Below are 17110 nucleotides of genomic sequence, written 5' to 3'. Positions count from 1 at the left end.
TAACCGGTTGCGGGGCGGCGGCTTGTTTTCGTGGCTGCTGAGGGCCAGAGGCTTTACCTTTCGGTCAGCTTCAACTCGATCCGGCGGTTTTGCGCGTGTGCCTCCGGCGTATCAGCGGGGTTGACGGGCTGGAATTCGCCAAACCCGTTGGCTGCAAGGCGGTTGGGCGGAATGCCCAGCGCGTCAACCATATAGCGCACAACCGACAGCGCGCGACCCTGGCTGAGCTCCCAGTTGTCGCGATACCGGCCCGACCCCGCCAGAGGAACGTTGTCGGTGTGGCCGTCGACCCGGATCACCCAGTTCAGACCGGGCGGGATTTCAGCAGCGACACTGCGCAGGATGCTGGCCACCTTGGCGACCTCCTGCTGCCCTTCTTCGGACAGCACGGCGGATCCGGTCGGGAACAGAACCTCGGACGAGAACACGAACCGGTCGCCTTCGATGCGCACCCCTTCCTGACCGCCAAGGACATCCCGCAAACGACCAAAAAATTCCGAGCGATAGCGTTGCAGATCCTCGGCCTGTGCCGCCAATTCCTGGTTCTGCCCGGCCAGTGCCTCGGCCTCGGCCTCAAGACGCAGGCGTTCCGCTTCTTCCAGTAGACGTCGCCTGCGTTCTTCGGATGCGGCACGGGCCAGCGCTGCGTTCAGGTCCTGCCCTAATGTCTGAATCTGCACCTCGGCGGCGGCGTTGCGTTCTTCGAAATCGTCTAGCAGCGCCTGCAAGGAGCCCAATTGCCCGCGCAGGGCGGCGATCTGCTGGTTCAGCAGTGCGGCTTCTCGCTGCGCTTCGACAGAGATTTCTTTTTCTTCCGAAAGCGTCGCATTGGCGAGGTCCAACAAGGCCTGCCGCTGCTCGGCCAGAGAGCGTTGCGCATCAGCATCCGCCTGCGCTTGCGTCTGCGCCTGCAAAGCGGCTTCAAGCTGGGCCCGCAGTTCATCCGGGTTCACGTCGCCAAACTGACGCTCCAACGCGGCACGCGCCGCCTGTGCTGCTGCCAGCAGGGTGAGTGTGTCTTCGGCCTCTTTGCGTTGCGCTTCCAGAGCAAGTGTCATGGCCGTCAGCTCGGCATCGGCATCCTGAAGGCGGTTACGCAACGCCTCGGCGGCGGCGGCTTCGGCCAGACGGGCGGCTTCTTCATCGCTGAGCTGCTGTTCAAGGGTGGTAATCTGGGCGTCCCGGTCGGCACTGCCTTGCTCCAGATCCGCCACCAGCGCTTCCAGTGCTTCACGACGGGCAGCGGCCAAACGGGCGGCTTCGGTCTGTGCGTCGATTTCCTCGCGGCTTTGGGCAAGGGCCAGGTTCAACGCCTCTTGCTCGGTCAGCAGTTTCGCGCGTTGCGATTCAAGCACCGCAATATCACCCAGTGCCCGTTCCTGTTCGGCCAGCAGGGCTGCTACCTGCGCTTCAAAATTGGTGATCCGGGTCTGCGCCTGATCCAGAGCGGCAGCCTGGCGGTCGCGCTCGGTGGTCAGTGACGCGATCAGTGACTGGGCTTGCGCCAGATCGTCTTCAGCCTGAGACAGGGTGGTATTCAACGCCCCAAGGCGCGCCTGCAACCGGCTGTTTTCGCGTTCTTCCAGCCCCAGCGCACCCGCCAGCGCCGCGATTTCGTCAGCCAATGTGGTCAGTTCGTCTTCCTGACCCGAGATGGTTTCGCGCAGCACAAACTGGATCACCATGAAGATGGTCAGCACAAAGGTCAGCACCATCAACAGCCCCGTCATCGCGTCGACGAAACCGGGCCAGACCGAGCCCTGGAACCGTTGACCGGTGCGGCGGGACAGCGCCATGGTCTATTCTCCTTCCGGCGTGGTGCGTACCGCACCGCGCGGCAGGGTCAGCGCCTTGACCAGCAGTTCAATATCCTTGCGGAACTCATTCATGCTTTCCTGCCGGCCCGCCGAAATCTCTTCGAGGATACGCAGCAGCTGCACATCCATCGAGCGCAGGCGCATCCGGCTTTCGGCGTCGATACCTTCACCCGCACCGTGATCGCGCATGTGATCCAGCAGGGCTTCCTGACCCAGCGCCACGCGTTCCAGCGCCGCCGTAACACTTTCGGTATTGGCCTGACGGTTGTTCATCTCACCGATCACATCGACCAGCAAACCCAGCTTGGCAGAAACCTCGGCCCGGTCGCTTTCCTGCGCAGAGAACAGATCCTGCAAGGCATCCATCTGTTCGGACATGGCGTCTAGCACCGGCGTGAGCACGGCAATTTCGGCACCGCCTTCTTCTCCACCCGCGAAACCTAAGCGGGTGATCGAAGACAGCCATTCTTCAAGCTCGCGATAGAAGCGGTTCTGCCCGTGCCCTGCAAAAACTTCGAGCAAGCCGACGATCAGCGACCCGGCCAGACCCAACAGAGACGATCCGAACGCAACACCCATCCCCTGCAATTGCGCCTCGAGCCCGGTCATCAGGCGGTTGAAAACGGCCAGCCCTTCCTCGCCCTCCTGCGGGTTTAGGCTGCGGATGGTATCGACAATGGCCGGCACGGTTGTCGCCAGTCCAAAGAACGTACCCAAAAGACCCAGATAGATCAGCACGTTGGTGATATAGCGGGTGATTTCACGCTCTTCCTCGACCCGTTCGGCCACAGAATCCAGAATGGAGCGGGTCGAGGTCGAACTGATCTGCGACCGCGCACCCCGTTCGCGCAGCAATGAGGCCAGAGGTGCCAACAATTGCGGTGTGCGGGCGTCTTCACGAACAACACCGCCAACGAATGCCTCGATCCAGCGCACGGACCCGATCAGTTGTGTCACCTGATAGAAACAGGCAAACACGCCGATCAGGAACACCATCAGGATGAAGCCGTTCAGGTACGGGTTGGCGAAGAACACCGGCAACACATAGGGCAGCGCCAGAAACACACCCAGCCCGGACAGGCCGATCGCCATCAACATCAACAGAATCTGTCGCGTTGGATGCGAGAAATGGGGTCTCGCGCCCTGATGTGCCTGCGCCATGCGCGTGGTTCCCGGTATTTGCCTGCTCTGCGTCGAAACTAGCGAAATTCCACTGGTGACGCCAAGAGTTTATGCGGTAATACTGCGCACCCGTTGCGCCAACCACTCAAGATCGGGGTCGCGCAGGCCGATCTCGGCCAGATGTTCGGCAGTGTTGTAGAGGTATTCATCATTCGGGCCGCGTCCGCCAACCGCGTGGGCGATGATCCGGGCCTGATCCTCCAAAGGCATGCCGCCGCAGTATTGCACATGGTCGGCATCGATCACATAGGTCACGGCGTTAACGATGTCGCCATTTTCCAGATGCACATCCAGCATACGTTCGACATAGGCCGACGAGATCAGCTCGCGCTCGCGTAGTTCGTGCAGGGTGCGGTCTTCGTGACCGGTTTCAACCGCAAGGGCCAGACCGGTGCAGATCGCGTTTGCCTGTTCGTCCAGCGCCAGCACCAGACCCGGTTCTTCTTCGGTTCCCCGGTGGTGGATCGAGCTCATGCAGAAGGACCGGGCATAGCCATGCAGTGTCGCGCGTTCGCTGCGTGCGACCGGAAAGCCCGGATTCCACAGCAGCGATCCATAACCGAAAACCCACATCGTCATTGCACTGGTCCTTGCCCGTTTGGGCCTATAAACATCAATTCCGAGGCAGGAAAAAGGGCCAAAGCTCATGCGCCGTGTCATACGAGTAGTCATTTTTATCGGCATCCTGTGGAGCGCCTATTGGTTTGTCGCCGGATATGGCCTGCGCGTGGCAATCACTGGCTGGTTTGATCAACAACAGGCCCGTGGCTGGCTGGCTGATTTCTCGGACGTGACAACGGCAGGGTATCCGACCCACCACTTGACCCGCCTGAACAATCCCGCCCTTGCCGACCCGGTGAATGGCACAGCCTGGAGCGCGGACTGGATCGAATTCGAAAGCCCAGCGATCTGGCCCGGCCGGCAGGTGCTGCGGTTTGCCGAAACGCCCCAACGTCTGTCTTATTACGATCAGACGTCAACGATTGTCGCAGATGAGTTGATTGCCGAACTACAGTTGCAACCCGGCGTTTCGCTTGTGCTTGAGAAACTGGCGCTGACGGCAGGGGCTTGGTCGGTGACCGAAAACTCCACAGCACTGGCCGCTGGGGACACCCTAAGCCTGATCATGGCGCAAACATCCCAACCCGAAGCTTATGCCATTACCGCCCGCGCGGATGGGTTCACACCCGGTGACCGGTTGCGGGTCCTTATGAATTCGGCCGCGTCGCTGCCGCAGTCCTTCGAAACGCTGGAACTGGACATGGTCACCACGTTCAGCAAAGTCTGGGACAGGTCGGCGCTGGAACACAGCAGACCGCAGCCCGTGGCCATAGACCTGCGACTGGCCGAGATCAAATGGGGTGGGTTACGCCTGTTTGCGGCTGGTAAGCTGGATGTAGACTCACAGGGTGTTCCGAGCGGTGAGATCGCCGTCAAGGCCGAGAACTGGCGCGATATGATCGACATGGCAAACGCGGCAGGTGCCCTGCCCGATCAGGCGGTTGATCCTGTCACCCGTGCACTGAATTTTCTGGCAGGGTTGGGCGGCAACCCCAACGCGCTGGACCTGCAACTGAACTTCCGGGATGGTTTTGTAGCCCTGGGGCCGGTGCCGCTGGGCCCTGCCCCGCGGCTGATCCTGCGTTAACGGCAATACGCTCCGCTGCGGTAGCGTGCCGTATCCAGATGGAAATGATCGCGATGGTAGCCGTCCGAGTTCGGCCCCAATACCGTGCCGAACGGGCCACACGCACCGCGCCAGATCTTCTGCAATTGCTTCTGTGACGGGTTCTTGCGCCATCCTTCCAGGACGGTCACGACCTCACCATCGGCCAACTTGAAGGCCGAAATATCGATGGCGCGTCCTTTGCCGTGCTCGGAAATCCGCGCGCCCTTGCGGTTGTTGCGAGTTCGGCACGCATAATGGGCTGCCACCTGCAATTCGACCACCGGGCCGCGGCGTTTGAAGGTGGGTTTGACCGTTTTGTCGACCCATTTGTTCAGTGCAACTGCGGTGCCGCAATCCATCGTCGCCGGGCGGCTGAGTGCCACACCGGAAACAGAGGTGATCTGCACCGCATCTTTTACGCCACAGGCCGAGTTGTCGCTGCCGACCCTGCCGACGGGCTTGCCCTGAATGGCGATATCTCCGCAAACTGACCCTTTACGCAGCTTGCGCTTCTTGAAAAGCACCTGCTGTTCAAGCGATTCAGGTCTCAAGTAAGGCATCAGCGACGTGTCGGGCCCCAGCAGTGGCAATTCCGATGGTCGCGCCAGTGCAGCAGTGACCTGCGGTGAAACCGGACGTGAGATGGGGCGCAGATCGGTTATGGCCGCGACGGACACCGGGGCAACAGCGGACACAACCTGAACGTTGTGCTGGTCCAGAATCGGACGTGCGGGAGAAACCAGAGATCGTTCCAGAGGTGTTGCCTGTGTGGCCACGGCGCACAACGCCATGATCCCGATCAGAAATTGCCCCCGGTATAACCTCATGAACCTGCCTTTCCCCGCCCGAAATCCGGTGCGTCGGTGTCCTGCCCCGCGTCGATGATGCCGCGACGAATAGCACGGGTATGGGTGAAGTAGTCAAACAAATGTTCCCCGTCCCCGGTCCGGATGGCACGTTGCAGCGCAAACAGCTCTTCCGTGAACCGGCCCAGGATTTCCAGCGTCGCGTCTTTGTTGGACAGGAACACATCGCGCCACATGGTCGGGTCGGATGCGGCGATGCGAGTGAAGTCCCGGAAACCCGCGGCCGAGTATTTGATCACTTCGCTATCGGTCACCCGGCGCAGATCGTCGGCCACGCCAACCATCGTGTAGGCGATCAGGTGCGGCGCATGGGACGTGACGGCCAGAACCAGATCGTGATGATCGGCGTCCATCTCATCGACATGGGAGCCCATACCTTCCCACAACGCCCGAAGGCGGGCGATTGCATCCGGGTCGGTTCCTTCGACGGGCACCAGCAGGCACCAGCGATTGTCGAACAATCTGGCAAAACCCGATTCCGGACCGGAATGTTCCGTCCCTGCCAAAGGATGCGCGGGAATGAAATGCACACCTTCGGGGATATGCGGCTGAACTGCGTGAATGACATGCCGCTTGACTGACCCCACATCCGACAGGGTCGCGCCGGGCTTGAGCACGGGTGCGATGTCTTCTGCGACGGCCCCCATTGCCCCCACAGGCACGCAAAGAACGACAAGATCAGCACCTTCGACCGCTTCGCGCGCCGTGTCACAGACGCGGTCGCACAGCCCGATTCTGCGCGCGGTGTCACGTGTCGCCTCGGACCGGGCATAGCCGGTCACTTCCCCGGCCAAGCCCCCACGCTTGATCGCCCAGAACATGGAGGAGGCAATCAGGCCCAGCCCGATCAGCGCAACCCGGTCGTAAATCTGGCTCATGCTGCGCCCTCTTTGAATGCTGTAATCACCGCAACGACGTGGCGGCAGGCTTCCTCATCGCCCACGGTGATCCGCAGGGCATTCGGCAGGTTGTAGCCTGCAACCCGGCGGACAATCAAACCCTGCGTTTTCAGATAGTCATCACAGGCCTCGGCCTCGGCCCTATCGGCAAAACGCGCGAGGATGAAATTGGTACAGGACGGGTCCGAGGGTACGCCAATCTTGTCCAGCGCCTCGGCCAGCCACACTCGCAGGCGCGCATTTTCAGATTGGCAGAACGTCAGGAAATCGACGTCGCTGATCGCTGCTTCGGCTGCGGCCAGGGCTGTCAAAGACAGGTTGAAGGGCTGACGCACCCGGTTCAGAACATCGATAATCGATTGGTGCGCATACCCCCAGCCGACCCGCATCCCGCCCAGCCCGTACACTTTCGAGAATGTGCGGGTCATGATTACGTTCTCATACGCATCCACCAAAGACGCGCCGCCATCGAAACCGTCGACGAATTCGGCATAGGCACCGTCCAGAACCATCAGGCAGGTATCAGGCAGACCCTGTGCCAGATGGTCCAGCTCGTCGTTCGAGATCATGGTCGAGGTCGGGTTACCGGGGTTGGTCACAAACACGATCCGCGTCTGGCTGGTTACGGCGGCCAGAATGGCATCCACATCGACTTTGCGGTCGCGCTCGGCCACCATGACCGGTGCGGCACCTGCCATGCGGGCGATGATCGGGTACATGGAGAACCCGTGTTCGGTATAGATCACCTCATCCCCCGGCCCTGCATAGGCCTGAGCGATGAATTGCAGCACCTCGTCGCTGCCGACACCGCAGATGATCTGCGCAGGGTCCAGTCCGTGACGCGCGCCGATGGCCGCGCGCAAACTGGCGTGGTCGGTGTTGGGGTACCGATGCAAAGTGGCCGCGCTGTCGCGCACCGCCTCAATCGCCTTGGGGCTGGGGCCGAACGGGTTCTCGTTCGAGCTCAGCTTGATCACATGCTCAACACCCGCCACATGTGACTGGCCGCCCTGATAAAGCGCGATGTCCATAATGCCGGGTTGCGGGGTGATCTTGGTCATGAGAGGCTCCGTTGATTGGGCCCCTCATACCTGTCTCAACGGATTGAGAAAAGCGGCAATTCCATTATGCGGCCTTGAAGCGCGCAGTCGCCGGGTCGGCGTTGTAATACGGTACGAATTCCTCGGTACGGCGCGACAGGTCATTGACACTGTCGATGATGAATTGAACCGTTTCCTCGCTCATCAGGTACGAGAAATTCAGGCGTACCCAGCCGGGTTTCTTCATCTCTTCGCCCGCAGACAAGGCCGCGTGCAGCGCCTCGGACGCGGCGCGGTCAATCCCCAGCAGGCGGTGGGCATAAGGCCCTGCGCAGGCACAGCCGCCGCGTGCCTGAATGCCGTAGACGTCGCTGAGCATCCGGGTAAACAGCTGCTGATGCACGGGCTGCCCCGCATTGTCGCGCACGAGGAAAGAGAAGATCGGCAGGCGATGCGGGTTATTGACCCCAAGCAATGTCAGGTTCGGATTATCCTTCCAACCGTGCAGCGCCATCTGGTTGTACTGCGCCTCGCGCCTTGCGATTTCTTCCGTGCCGACGACATCCTTGACGATAAAGGCCAGCGCCGCGCGGATGTCGCCGATCACGTTGGGCGTTCCCGCCTCTTCCCGCGCAGACAGGTCCGCGCTGTAGTCATGCCGCCACGGTGACACGAAACTTACGGTGCCACCACCCGGCCAGCTGGGGCAGTTCCGATTGGCTGCAGCCCGGTTTACGATCAGAACACCCGAGGCCCCCGGACCGCCCGGAAACTTGTGCGGGGAAACGACGATCGCATCCTTGCGCGCGTCCGCCGGCCCCATATCCATCGGCAGGTAAGGCCCGCCTCCGGCGTAATCCCAAATCGCCACGGCACCATGCGCCTTGAGCAACCGCGTCACCGGATCAGGGTCAGTGACAATTCCGGTTACATTGGACGCCGCCGAAAAGGAACCGATCAGAAGATCTGCGCCTGCATGGGTCAACAGCGCGGTTTCCAGCGCCCCCAGGTCAACACCGCCACCTTCGGCTTCGGGGATTTCAACCACAAGTGCCTTGCTTTCCCGCCACGGCAGGATGTTCGAGTGATGCTCGTAAGGACCAATCAAGACAACCGGTTGGTCGGCCTCTGCCACCCCGAGCAGGCTGACCAACCGGTTGAGCCCCGCAGTGGCACCAGACCCGGTGAAGATCACCGCATCCTCTTCCTGGGCACCAACAATGCGGGCTATTTCCGCCCGCGCCTCGCGGCGCAGATGTGTCATGTAAGATCCGCAGTAAGAGGCCTCGGTGTGGCTGTTCGCGTAAAACGGCAACACATGTTGCGCCACAAAGTCTTCGACTTGCCGCAAGGCGCGACCCGAAGCGACGTAATCCGCATAGACAAGCGGCACGTCCCCATGCAGACCCGGGATCAGAACATTCTCTCCGATCAGCCCATCGCGCAGGTTTGAATTGTGAGCGGTGGAACAGAGTTCCGCACGAAACTTGGACAGGGACATTGCATTGGCTCCTAACTGTCCGAGTAATTTGATTTATTATTCGCGCGAAAACTTCACCTTTCTTTGCGTGTATTTTTAAATTATTGTGTCATATGATCAAACATGGCACAAAAATTAGATCAAATTGACACACGACTTCTGAAAGAGCTGCAAAAGGACGCCACTCTGTCGCAACGGGAATTGGCGGATCGTGTGGGGCTTTCTCAGAACGCCTGCTGGCGCCGTCTGAAGGCTTTGAACGAAGATGGTGTCCTGATCGGTTCAACCGCCCGCATCGCACGCGAGAAATTGGGGCTGAGCCTTGTGGTCTTTGTTATGCTGCGCACGCGGCATCATTCGACCGAGTGGCTACAGGCCTTTCGCAGCCACGTTCTGACGATCCCCGAGGTCGTGGATTTTCATCGTATCGGCGGTGACTATGATTATCAGCTGAAAGTCGTCACACAGGATATGGCATCTTACGACAAGGTGTATCAACGGCTGATCGAAAAGGTCGAGCTGGACAGTGTCACGTCGTATTTCGCGATGGAAGCAATCGCCGAAGGACGACCATTGCCGATATGATCACGCCGTAAACAGTGGGCGTTTTTGCTTGAAAAAGGGCACCGCGATGTCGCGGAATGCGACCAGTTTTGCCGAAGGCCAAACATCCGGATGCGCCACGATCCAGATATCTGCGTAGGGTTGCGGTGAAAGGACCGGAACCTGCACCAAGCCCCGGAGTGAGCGGCCCAGAAACACCGGCATACGCACAACGCCCAACCCTGATTGTGCAGCACCCGCCATCGCGACCATGTCATCAAAGCGCATATGTATCCGCGAGTTCGGATAGATTTTGTCGACGCCGTCCGGCAGGTTCGGCTGCTTTTCATAAAGCAACCAATCCACGGGCGCGTTCGGATCTTGCCGCATTCGCGCAGCCCATTCTGGCGTGGCAAAACAAGCGCTATGCTGTTGCGTCAGGCGCAGACCTTTCAACGTATCGCCGGGGTTGCGGCTGATCCGGATCGCAATGTCGGCTTCGCGCCGATTAAGATCCAGAATCTCGTTTGCCGCGCGCACCTGCAAAGACACAGCAGGGTGCCTTTGAGCAAACTGGCCAAGAGCCGGGGCCAGTACATGGGCAATTAACAGTTGCGGCGCGGTTAAGGTCAGTTGCCCTTCCAACCGGGCATCTCGCCCTGACAAACCACGCAGCATCGCGTGTTCTGCGCTTTCCATCCGGGCAGCATATGCAGCGACAAGGTGCGCCGCTTCTGTCGGCCGATACCCGTCGGTCAGCCTTTCGAACAGCACTTCACCTGTCGCAGCTTCGGCGCGCGCTATACGGCGCGCGACAGTTGTGTAGTTGACGCCAAGCTCTTGTGCCGCGGCGGACAGGGTGCGCCTTCGAACCACGGCAAGTACGGCCCGGTAATCATCCCAATGAATATCCATACATGCAAATTCGCACATCATTGATGCAAATACACGCGTTTTCGCAAAGCAGATCACACCCTAGCTTTTGCCCACACATCAAGGAGAAAAGCCATGATCTATGCCTACGCAAAACTCATTGTAAAGAATCCCAACGCTCTGGCCGCATATCGCGAACAGGCCGGGACTGCATTGGCCCGCCATGGCGGAAAAGTCGAACACGCCACCGCAGAAACAACCGCGCTGGACGGCGCGCCGGACTTGCCTGATGTTGCAGCCCTGCTTTCCTTTCCCAACCGGGACGCGGCGCTGGGATGGATCAACGACCCGGAACTAAAAGACATCCATGAGCTGCGTCGCAGCGCAGGCGCGTCAGATATCGTTCTGCTGGGCTGAAAATGAAAAGAGCCGCACCCAAAGGTGCGGCTCTGAATTCCGGATCGGAATGCGAAGATCAGTTCTTCGCGTAAAATTCGACGACCAGGTTCGGTTCCATCATGACCGGGTACGGCACATCACTCAGGCCCGGTGCGCGAACGAACGTTGCGGTCATTTTCGAATGGTCGGCGTCGATGTAGTCAGGAACATCACGCTCGGCCAGAGCAACAGCTTCCAGAACAACAGCCAGTTGCTTGGACTTGTCACGCACTTCGATGACGTCGCCTTCTTTGACACGGTAGCTGGGGATGTTGACACGCTTGCCGTTCACTTTGACGTGACCGTGGTTCACGAACTGACGCGCAGCGAAGACGGTCGGTACAAACTTGGCGCGATAGACGACGGCGTCCAGACGGCGCTCCAGCAGGCCGATCAGGTTTTCACCGGTGTCGCCTTTTACACGCTCGGCTTCGGCATAGATGCGGCGGAACTGCTTTTCGGTCAGGTCGCCGTAGTAGCCTTTCAGCTTCTGCTTGGCACGCAGCTGCAGACCGAAGTCTGACAGTTTGCCTTTGCGGCGCTGGCCGTGCTGGCCGGGGCCGTATTCACGACGGTTGACCGGGGATTTCGGACGACCCCAGATGTTTTCGCCCATCCGGCGGTCGATTTTGTACTTGGCAGACGTGCGTTTGGTCACGGCTGATCTCCTTCTTTAGGTCGATGCCCAAACGGGCAACTATGAAGGGCGTTGTCCTCTTGAGGTTTCCCTCATGACAGGCTTCCCCTTGCGGGGGCCACCAACACCAATGAAGCCGCGCTTATATCCGCAAAGCCAGCAGAGTCAACATGGCATTCAACGCAGTTTCGAATATCTGCAAAGATATGTTCGCCGCAAGCAGCACAGGCTCCTGCACGTATAGCGACGACCGCCGTCACACCGCCTTTGTCAAGAGAAATACAGGTCGCGTTCAGGCCGGAAATGCAACGACGTTCCCGCCGCCTTCAACACCCGCCTTGTGCACCATCACAACCTCGGTCACGTCGACAATCCAGAATTCTTCATCCCGCGGCGGGCAAGCGCCATCGAAAACGATCGTCGGCGACGCATCATTGGTGTCGGCAACAAGGTTGGCTGAAAACCGCTGCGACCCATTGGTAAGTGTCAAAGCGCCGGTCACATTGCCGGAAACTTCCCGGACAATCGGAAAGCGGTTCTGCAAACGGGTTGCAGCGCCCCGCGCATATCCTATCTGTTCTATGCTGTTTTCGGCCTCAGCGCTCAGCACTATCGCCTGTCCGCGCCATGACCAAGCCGCGCCGACGGCCAGACAAGCCAAAGGCGCGTCCTCGAGTCCGTCAATTTCAGTTTGATCCCATGAAATGGCTACCTGACCGTTAACTCCGGCTCTCATCTGCCCACTCGCACTATTTAACATCCCGATATTCAATCATTGCTTATCAGCACAAAATCCGGCGGAAAAGAGACGGGAATGCAGCATTCACAAGAATGTTGCAGAAGTGAATCAAAAATATGTGTTCGACCTGAAATCAATACGCGCCTGCGAACAATCCCGTGTCTTGTTCGTTGCCGGCCGTCCGAACATCAACTGGCTGCGACTGATCAGGGTTCGAAATAGAAACCACCGCCCAGAAAAGCGATGGCCACGCTTGCGTGGCCAGACACTCACTCTGTCGGGTCAAATTGATGAGCGCTGACTTTCGTGTCGCGCCTCATACCTATCCGCATTTGGAATGGCCGCAGCTGCGGCAGGTCATGCAGCCTTCGATCATGACCATGTCGTACTGACCGCAGGACGGGCAGGCTTTGCCACGTGGCGCGTCCAGGTTCACCACTTGCGCCTGGGGATCGGATTTCAACCCCATCCCCTCGCCTTCCAGAAAGCCGATGGCGACCATGTGCTGTTCGATCACGCCCCCGATCGCGGCCAGGATCGATGGGATATACTTGCCTTTGACCCACGCCCCGCCGCGCGGGTCGAAAACGGCTTTCAGCTCTTCGACCACAAAGGACACGTCCCCACCCCGACGGAACACGGCCGAGATCATCCGCGTCAGCGCCAGTGTCCAGGCGTAATGCTCCATGTTCTTAGAGTTGATGAACACTTCGAACGGGCGGCGGCGGCCCGAGATGATGATGTCGTTGATGGTCAGATAAATCGCGTGCTCGCTATCGGGCCATTTCAGCTTGTAGGTCGACCCCTCCAGCGATTGCGGGCGATCCAGCGGTTCGGACATGTAGATGACGTCGCCGCTTTCAATTTCATGAGGCGCATTCGCGCTTTCCCCCGGCACCTTGTCGTCGCTTTCCGAAACGGTCAGAACCGACCCCGTCACATCGTTGGGCCGGTACGTCGTGCACCCTTTGCAGCCCTGATCCCAGGCCTGCATGTAGACATCCTTGAAGGCGTCAAAGCTGATATCCTCGGGGCAGTTGATGGTCTTGGAAATCGAGCTGTCGATCCATTTCTGCGCCGCCGCCTGCATCTTGACATGATCAAGGGGTGTCAGGGTCTGGGCATTGACGAAATAGTCGGGCAGCGCTGCGTCGCCGAACTTGTCGCGCCACATCTGAACGGCGTAATCCACAACCTCTTCCTCGGTTCGCGAGCCGTCTTTTTGCAGAACCTTGCGGGTGTAGGCATAGGCAAAGACCGGTTCAATCCCCGACGACACATTCCCGGCATAAAGCGAAATCGTGCCCGTGGGCGCAATCGAGGTCAGCAGAGCGTTGCGGATACCATGTTCGCGGATCGCATCGCGGACGTCGTCATCCATTTGCTGCATCGTGCCGCTGGCCAAATATTTCTCAGCGTCGAACAGGGGGAACGCGCCTTTCTCCTTAGCCAGATCGACCGAGGCCAGATATGCGGCGCGGGCGATTGCGTGCAACCAGCGTTCCGTCTGGCGCGCCGCCTCGTCGGACCCATAGCGCAGGCCCAGCATCAGCAACGCATCCGCAAGACCCGTCACGCCCAGCCCGATGCGGCGCTTGTCCTGCGCTTCCGCCTCTTGCTCGGCCAGCGGGAATTTCGAGGCGTCCACGACGTTATCCATCATGCGCACGGCTGTCGCGACCAGTTCCTGCAATGCCGGTTCATCCAGATGCGCGGCATCCCCGAACGGTTCGGCAACCAGCCGCGCCAGATTGATCGAGCCAAGCAGGCAAGCCCCGTAAGGCGGCAGAGGCTGCTCGCCACAGGGGTTCGTCGCGGCGATGGTTTCAACATAGCTCAGGTTGTTGGCCTGATTGATGCGGTCGATGAAGATCACGCCCGGTTCGGCATAATCATACGTGGCCTGCATGATCTTGTTCCACAGATCACGCGCCTGAACGGTGTGATAGATCTTGCCGTCGAACTGCAACTCCCACGGGCCGTCGGCCTTGACCGCCTCCATGAAGGGATCGGTCACCAGCACCGACATGTTGAACATGCGCAGGCGGGCCGGGTCGGATTTGGCGGTGATGAACTGTTCGATATCGGGATGGTCACAGCGCATGGTGGCCATCATCGCCCCCCGGCGCGAACCCGCGGACATGATCGTCCGGCACATTGCGTCCCACACATCCATAAAGCTGAGCGGGCCCGAAGCATCTGCCGCCACGCCCTTCACATCCGCGCCGCGCGGGCGGATGGTCGAGAAATCATAGCCGATCCCGCCCCCCTGCTGCATGGTCAGCGCGGCCTCTTTCAGCATGTCAAAGATACCACCCATGCTGTCGGGGATGGTGCCCATGACGAAACAGTTGAACAGCGTCACCTGCCGCGCGGTACCTGCGCCTGCGGTGATGCGCCCGGCGGGCAGATACTTGAAATCTTCCAGTGCCTCGTAAAACCTGTCTTCCCAATGATCCGGATCGTCCTCGACCCGCGCGAGGTCACGGGCGATGCGTCGCCAGCTGTCTTCAACCGTCTGATCGATGGGCGTGCCATCCGCCTGTTTGAAGCGGTATTTCATGTCCCAGATCTGCTCGGCGATGGGGGCGGCAAAGCGGCTCATTGGTGATTCCCTGTGCTGAAAGAGGTATCCAGACTAACACCCACTACACCTTGATGAAAGCCAATCCTGAGCTACAATGGATAGATAGCCAATGGACGACTCTGTGGGAAAGCTGTGGATAAGTACGTGAACCTCATCAAACTTTCGGTTGGTTCGGAAAGCGTGGACTCTCTGATCGCGTGGCAGGACAGCCGAATGCCGCTTTATGAGGACGGATATCCGCGCCACGTAACCCGCATGTGGCCCAAACGTGATGCCGAGATTCTGAATGGCGGATCAATCTATTGGGTGATCAAGGGTGTCGTACAGTGCCGTCAGCGCATTCTGCGCCTGGATGAAGTGATTGGTGAAGACGGTATCCGCCGCTGCGCCATCGTCCTCGACCCAAAGGTACATCGTACACAGAACGCCTTGAAACGCCCGTTTCAGGGCTGGCGATACCTGAAACCGGAAGATACACCATCTGACCTGCCGAAAGGGCGCGCGCAGGACGACGCCCTGCCCGATGATCTGAACCGCGCCCTAGCGGATATCGGTGTGCTGTAATTACCGCAGCCGATCCAGCAATTCCGTCAGAACCTCCTTGTCCGCCGCGTCGACCTTTGCAACCCGGCTGCGCCACAATGTGGCCTGCGATTGCAGGATCAGACCGTCCGACAGGATCTTGAGGTGGTTCGCCCGCAAGGTTTCACCGGACGAGGTGATATCGGCAATTGCCTCGGCTGTTTCGTTCATAACCGTGCCTTCGGTCGCCCCCTGGCTGTCAACCAGAGTGTAGTCAGCCACGCCCGCGTCTGTCAGGAACTCACGCACCAGTCGGTGATATTTGGTGGCAATCCGCAGCCGGTGGCCGTGGGTGTTGCGAAATGCTGCTGCTGCCGCATCGAGATCGTCCAGCGTGTCCACATCGACCCAGCAGGCGGGTGTGGCGATGATCAGATCAGCCTTGCCAAAGCCCAGCTGCGCGATCTCTTCGACCTGCTGTTCCCAGCGCGGAAGTTTTTCTTGCACCAGATCGATCCCGGTGACGCCCAGATGAATACGGCCCGACGCAAGTTCGCGCGGAATTTCACCCGCCGACAAAAGGATCAGTGAGACGCCTTCGATCCCGTCGACCCGACCCGCATATTCCCGGTCCGAGCCGTTGCGGGACAGCATGATGCCATGTTTTTCGAACCATGAGACGGTCTTTTCCATCAACCGGCCCTTCGAGGGCATGCCCAGCTTCACACTCATTGCGCGGCCTCCTCGATTTCAAGCATCAGGTCCGGGCGGATCACGCCGCCGATTGCGGGGATTTCGGCCCCATCCCCCAGGCGGCGCGTCAGCGCATCATAGCGCCCACCCGTAGCGACAGGCGGCAGGTCGGGGCGGCCTTCGGCGTAGAACCCAAAGACAAACCCGTCGTAATATTCCATCGATGTCCGGCCATATGACGCTTCGAAATCCAGCCGTGCAACATCGACACCACGCGCCTGCAGGGCTGCGATCCGCGCCTCCAACCGGTCCAGCGCCGGGGTGATCTGCGGCAGATCCACTGCCACATCCCGCAGCTGTTCCAGCGCGAAGGGCATGGTTTCACGAACATTCAAAAGCGTTTCCAACCCGGCCAGTTCATTGTCGGAGATCGGCGGCGCAGCGCGATCTTCGCGCAGGGCTTTGATCCGGTCGGCTATCTCGGGCGCGCGACGCTTGCCGATCATCGGAACATCAACCGCCATCGGGTCGGCCGCGTCCAAAAGCGCGTAACGGCCTTCGGGCCCCGGTTTACGCCCTGCAAAACGGTCCAGCAGCGCACGGAACCGGCGCGGCCGCCACAGGTGCCGCATCAGCGCCGCCTTGCGGCGGTCTGTGGTCCGAAGCCCTTCGACAGCGGCGGTCAGGATGCCGATATCCCCGGTTGCTGCACGCAGGGGCAGCCCGCGCAGTTGCAACGCCATCAGCGAAAACACTTCGGCATCGGCACCAGCGGGATCATCGCGGTCAAACACCTCGTACCCCACCTGAATATACTCGTTCGACCGGTCCGGGTCGTGTTCCTGACGGCGGAACACCTCACCTGAATAGGTATAGCGCGCAGGCTCGGCCCCATCCCGCATGTGCATCTGAACAACGGGCAGGGTGAAGTCCGGGCGCAGCATCTGCTCGCCCCGCAGCGCGTCCGAGGTGACGTAGGCGCGGGCGCGGATATCCTCGCCATAAAGGTCCAGCAACATTTCAGCGGGTTGCAACAGGGGCGTATCCACCACTTGCGCGCCCGCAGCCTCGAACCGGACACGCATCATCGCGGCACGAGCCTGTATCTGGGAACGGTTGGGCATG

Annotated in this window: 17 protein-coding genes; 4 read left to right on the top strand and 13 right to left on the bottom strand. The window is 59.9% G+C overall.

Features of this window, described 5'->3' with window-relative positions:
• Positions 1-53: 53 nt before the first annotated feature.
• From ACR0BF_RS14560 to ACR0BF_RS14550, 3 genes are all read right to left on the bottom strand, one after another.
• Positions 54-1796 carry a peptidoglycan -binding protein gene (locus ACR0BF_RS14560; protein WP_480625185.1) on the bottom strand — a complete coding sequence of 581 codons (1743 nt, stop codon included), beginning with the start codon at positions 1794-1796 and terminating at the stop codon, positions 54-56.
• Positions 1797-1799: 3 nt separating this feature from the next.
• Complete coding sequence (locus tag ACR0BF_RS14555; RefSeq protein WP_480482292.1) at positions 1800-2978, bottom strand: biopolymer transporter ExbB; 1179 nt, start codon at positions 2976-2978, stop codon at positions 1800-1802.
• Positions 2979-3047: 69 nt separating this feature from the next.
• Positions 3048-3578, bottom strand: coding sequence for a gamma-glutamylcyclotransferase (locus tag ACR0BF_RS14550; RefSeq protein ID WP_267365629.1), 531 nt, complete (start codon positions 3576-3578; stop codon positions 3048-3050).
• Positions 3579-3645: 67 nt separating this feature from the next.
• On the opposite strand from ACR0BF_RS14550, the gene ACR0BF_RS14545 reads away from it, so the two are divergent.
• On the top strand, positions 3646-4647 hold the full coding sequence (locus ACR0BF_RS14545) for a DUF2125 domain-containing protein (RefSeq protein WP_480553906.1): 1002 nt from the start codon (positions 3646-3648) through the stop codon (positions 4645-4647).
• Here ACR0BF_RS14545 and ACR0BF_RS14540 read toward each other — a convergent pair.
• The 4 genes from ACR0BF_RS14540 to ACR0BF_RS14525 form a co-directional block, all read right to left on the bottom strand.
• The gene (locus tag ACR0BF_RS14540; protein WP_480625184.1) at positions 4644-5495 is read right to left on the bottom strand and encodes an extensin-like domain-containing protein; all 852 of its coding nucleotides are present in this window, start codon (positions 5493-5495) and stop codon (positions 4644-4646) included. The two genes, ACR0BF_RS14545 and ACR0BF_RS14540, sit on opposite strands and share 4 nt — an antisense overlap.
• Positions 5492-6412, bottom strand: a complete 921-nt coding sequence (locus tag ACR0BF_RS14535) for a prephenate/arogenate dehydrogenase family protein (RefSeq protein WP_480605189.1) — start codon at positions 6410-6412, stop codon at positions 5492-5494. Before ACR0BF_RS14535 ends, ACR0BF_RS14540 begins: the two co-directional genes overlap by 4 nt.
• Positions 6409-7494 carry a histidinol-phosphate transaminase gene (hisC, locus tag ACR0BF_RS14530; RefSeq protein WP_480605187.1) on the bottom strand — a complete coding sequence of 362 codons (1086 nt, stop codon included), beginning with the start codon at positions 7492-7494 and terminating at the stop codon, positions 6409-6411. The genes ACR0BF_RS14535 and hisC overlap by 4 nt, the downstream gene beginning before the upstream one ends.
• A gap of 64 nt (positions 7495-7558) precedes the next feature.
• Positions 7559-8974, bottom strand: a complete 1416-nt coding sequence (locus ACR0BF_RS14525; protein ID WP_480625183.1) for an aminotransferase class V-fold PLP-dependent enzyme — start codon at positions 8972-8974, stop codon at positions 7559-7561.
• A 102-nt stretch (positions 8975-9076) separates the two neighbouring features.
• Here ACR0BF_RS14525 and ACR0BF_RS14520 point away from each other — a divergent pair, with 102 nt between their 5' ends.
• Positions 9077-9538, top strand: coding sequence for an Lrp/AsnC family transcriptional regulator (locus ACR0BF_RS14520; protein WP_480475410.1), 462 nt, complete (start codon positions 9077-9079; stop codon positions 9536-9538).
• On the opposite strand, the gene ACR0BF_RS14515 is transcribed toward ACR0BF_RS14520, so the two are convergent.
• On the bottom strand, positions 9539-10411 hold the full coding sequence (locus ACR0BF_RS14515) for a LysR family transcriptional regulator (protein ID WP_480625182.1): 873 nt from the start codon (positions 10409-10411) through the stop codon (positions 9539-9541).
• A 93-nt stretch (positions 10412-10504) separates the two neighbouring features.
• Between ACR0BF_RS14515 and ACR0BF_RS14510 the strand changes: the two genes are divergently transcribed.
• Entirely contained in the window at positions 10505-10786 is a 282-nt protein-coding gene (locus tag ACR0BF_RS14510) for a DUF1330 domain-containing protein (protein ID WP_480625181.1), read from the top strand.
• A 58-nt stretch (positions 10787-10844) separates the two neighbouring features.
• On the opposite strand, the gene rpsD is transcribed toward ACR0BF_RS14510, so the two are convergent.
• From rpsD to ACR0BF_RS14495, 3 genes are all read right to left on the bottom strand, one after another.
• Complete coding sequence (rpsD, locus tag ACR0BF_RS14505) at positions 10845-11465, bottom strand: 30S ribosomal protein S4 (protein WP_170374584.1); 621 nt, start codon at positions 11463-11465, stop codon at positions 10845-10847.
• Positions 11466-11736: 271 nt separating this feature from the next.
• Positions 11737-12180 carry a hypothetical protein gene (locus ACR0BF_RS14500; RefSeq protein ID WP_480625180.1) on the bottom strand — a complete coding sequence of 148 codons (444 nt, stop codon included), beginning with the start codon at positions 12178-12180 and terminating at the stop codon, positions 11737-11739.
• A gap of 325 nt (positions 12181-12505) precedes the next feature.
• Positions 12506-14788 carry an adenosylcobalamin-dependent ribonucleoside-diphosphate reductase gene (locus ACR0BF_RS14495; RefSeq protein ID WP_480622098.1) on the bottom strand — a complete coding sequence of 761 codons (2283 nt, stop codon included), beginning with the start codon at positions 14786-14788 and terminating at the stop codon, positions 12506-12508.
• 114 nt (positions 14789-14902) lie between these two features.
• Between ACR0BF_RS14495 and ACR0BF_RS14490 the strand changes: the two genes are divergently transcribed.
• Positions 14903-15334 carry a DUF1489 family protein gene (locus ACR0BF_RS14490; RefSeq protein WP_480625179.1) on the top strand — a complete coding sequence of 144 codons (432 nt, stop codon included), beginning with the start codon at positions 14903-14905 and terminating at the stop codon, positions 15332-15334.
• On the opposite strand, the gene hisG is transcribed toward ACR0BF_RS14490, so the two are convergent.
• Positions 15335-16024, bottom strand: a complete 690-nt coding sequence (hisG, locus tag ACR0BF_RS14485; protein WP_480625178.1) for an ATP phosphoribosyltransferase — start codon at positions 16022-16024, stop codon at positions 15335-15337. It lies immediately after the preceding gene.
• Complete coding sequence (locus ACR0BF_RS14480; protein WP_480625177.1) at positions 16021-17109, bottom strand: ATP phosphoribosyltransferase regulatory subunit; 1089 nt, start codon at positions 17107-17109, stop codon at positions 16021-16023. Before ACR0BF_RS14480 ends, hisG begins: the two co-directional genes overlap by 4 nt.
• Position 17110: the final 1 nt, after the last annotated feature.

It is taken from the genome of Ruegeria sp. AG7, assembly GCF_056541545.1.
Note: the sequence above shows the minus strand (reverse complement) of the source record. Positions and strands in the feature narration are given on the sequence as shown.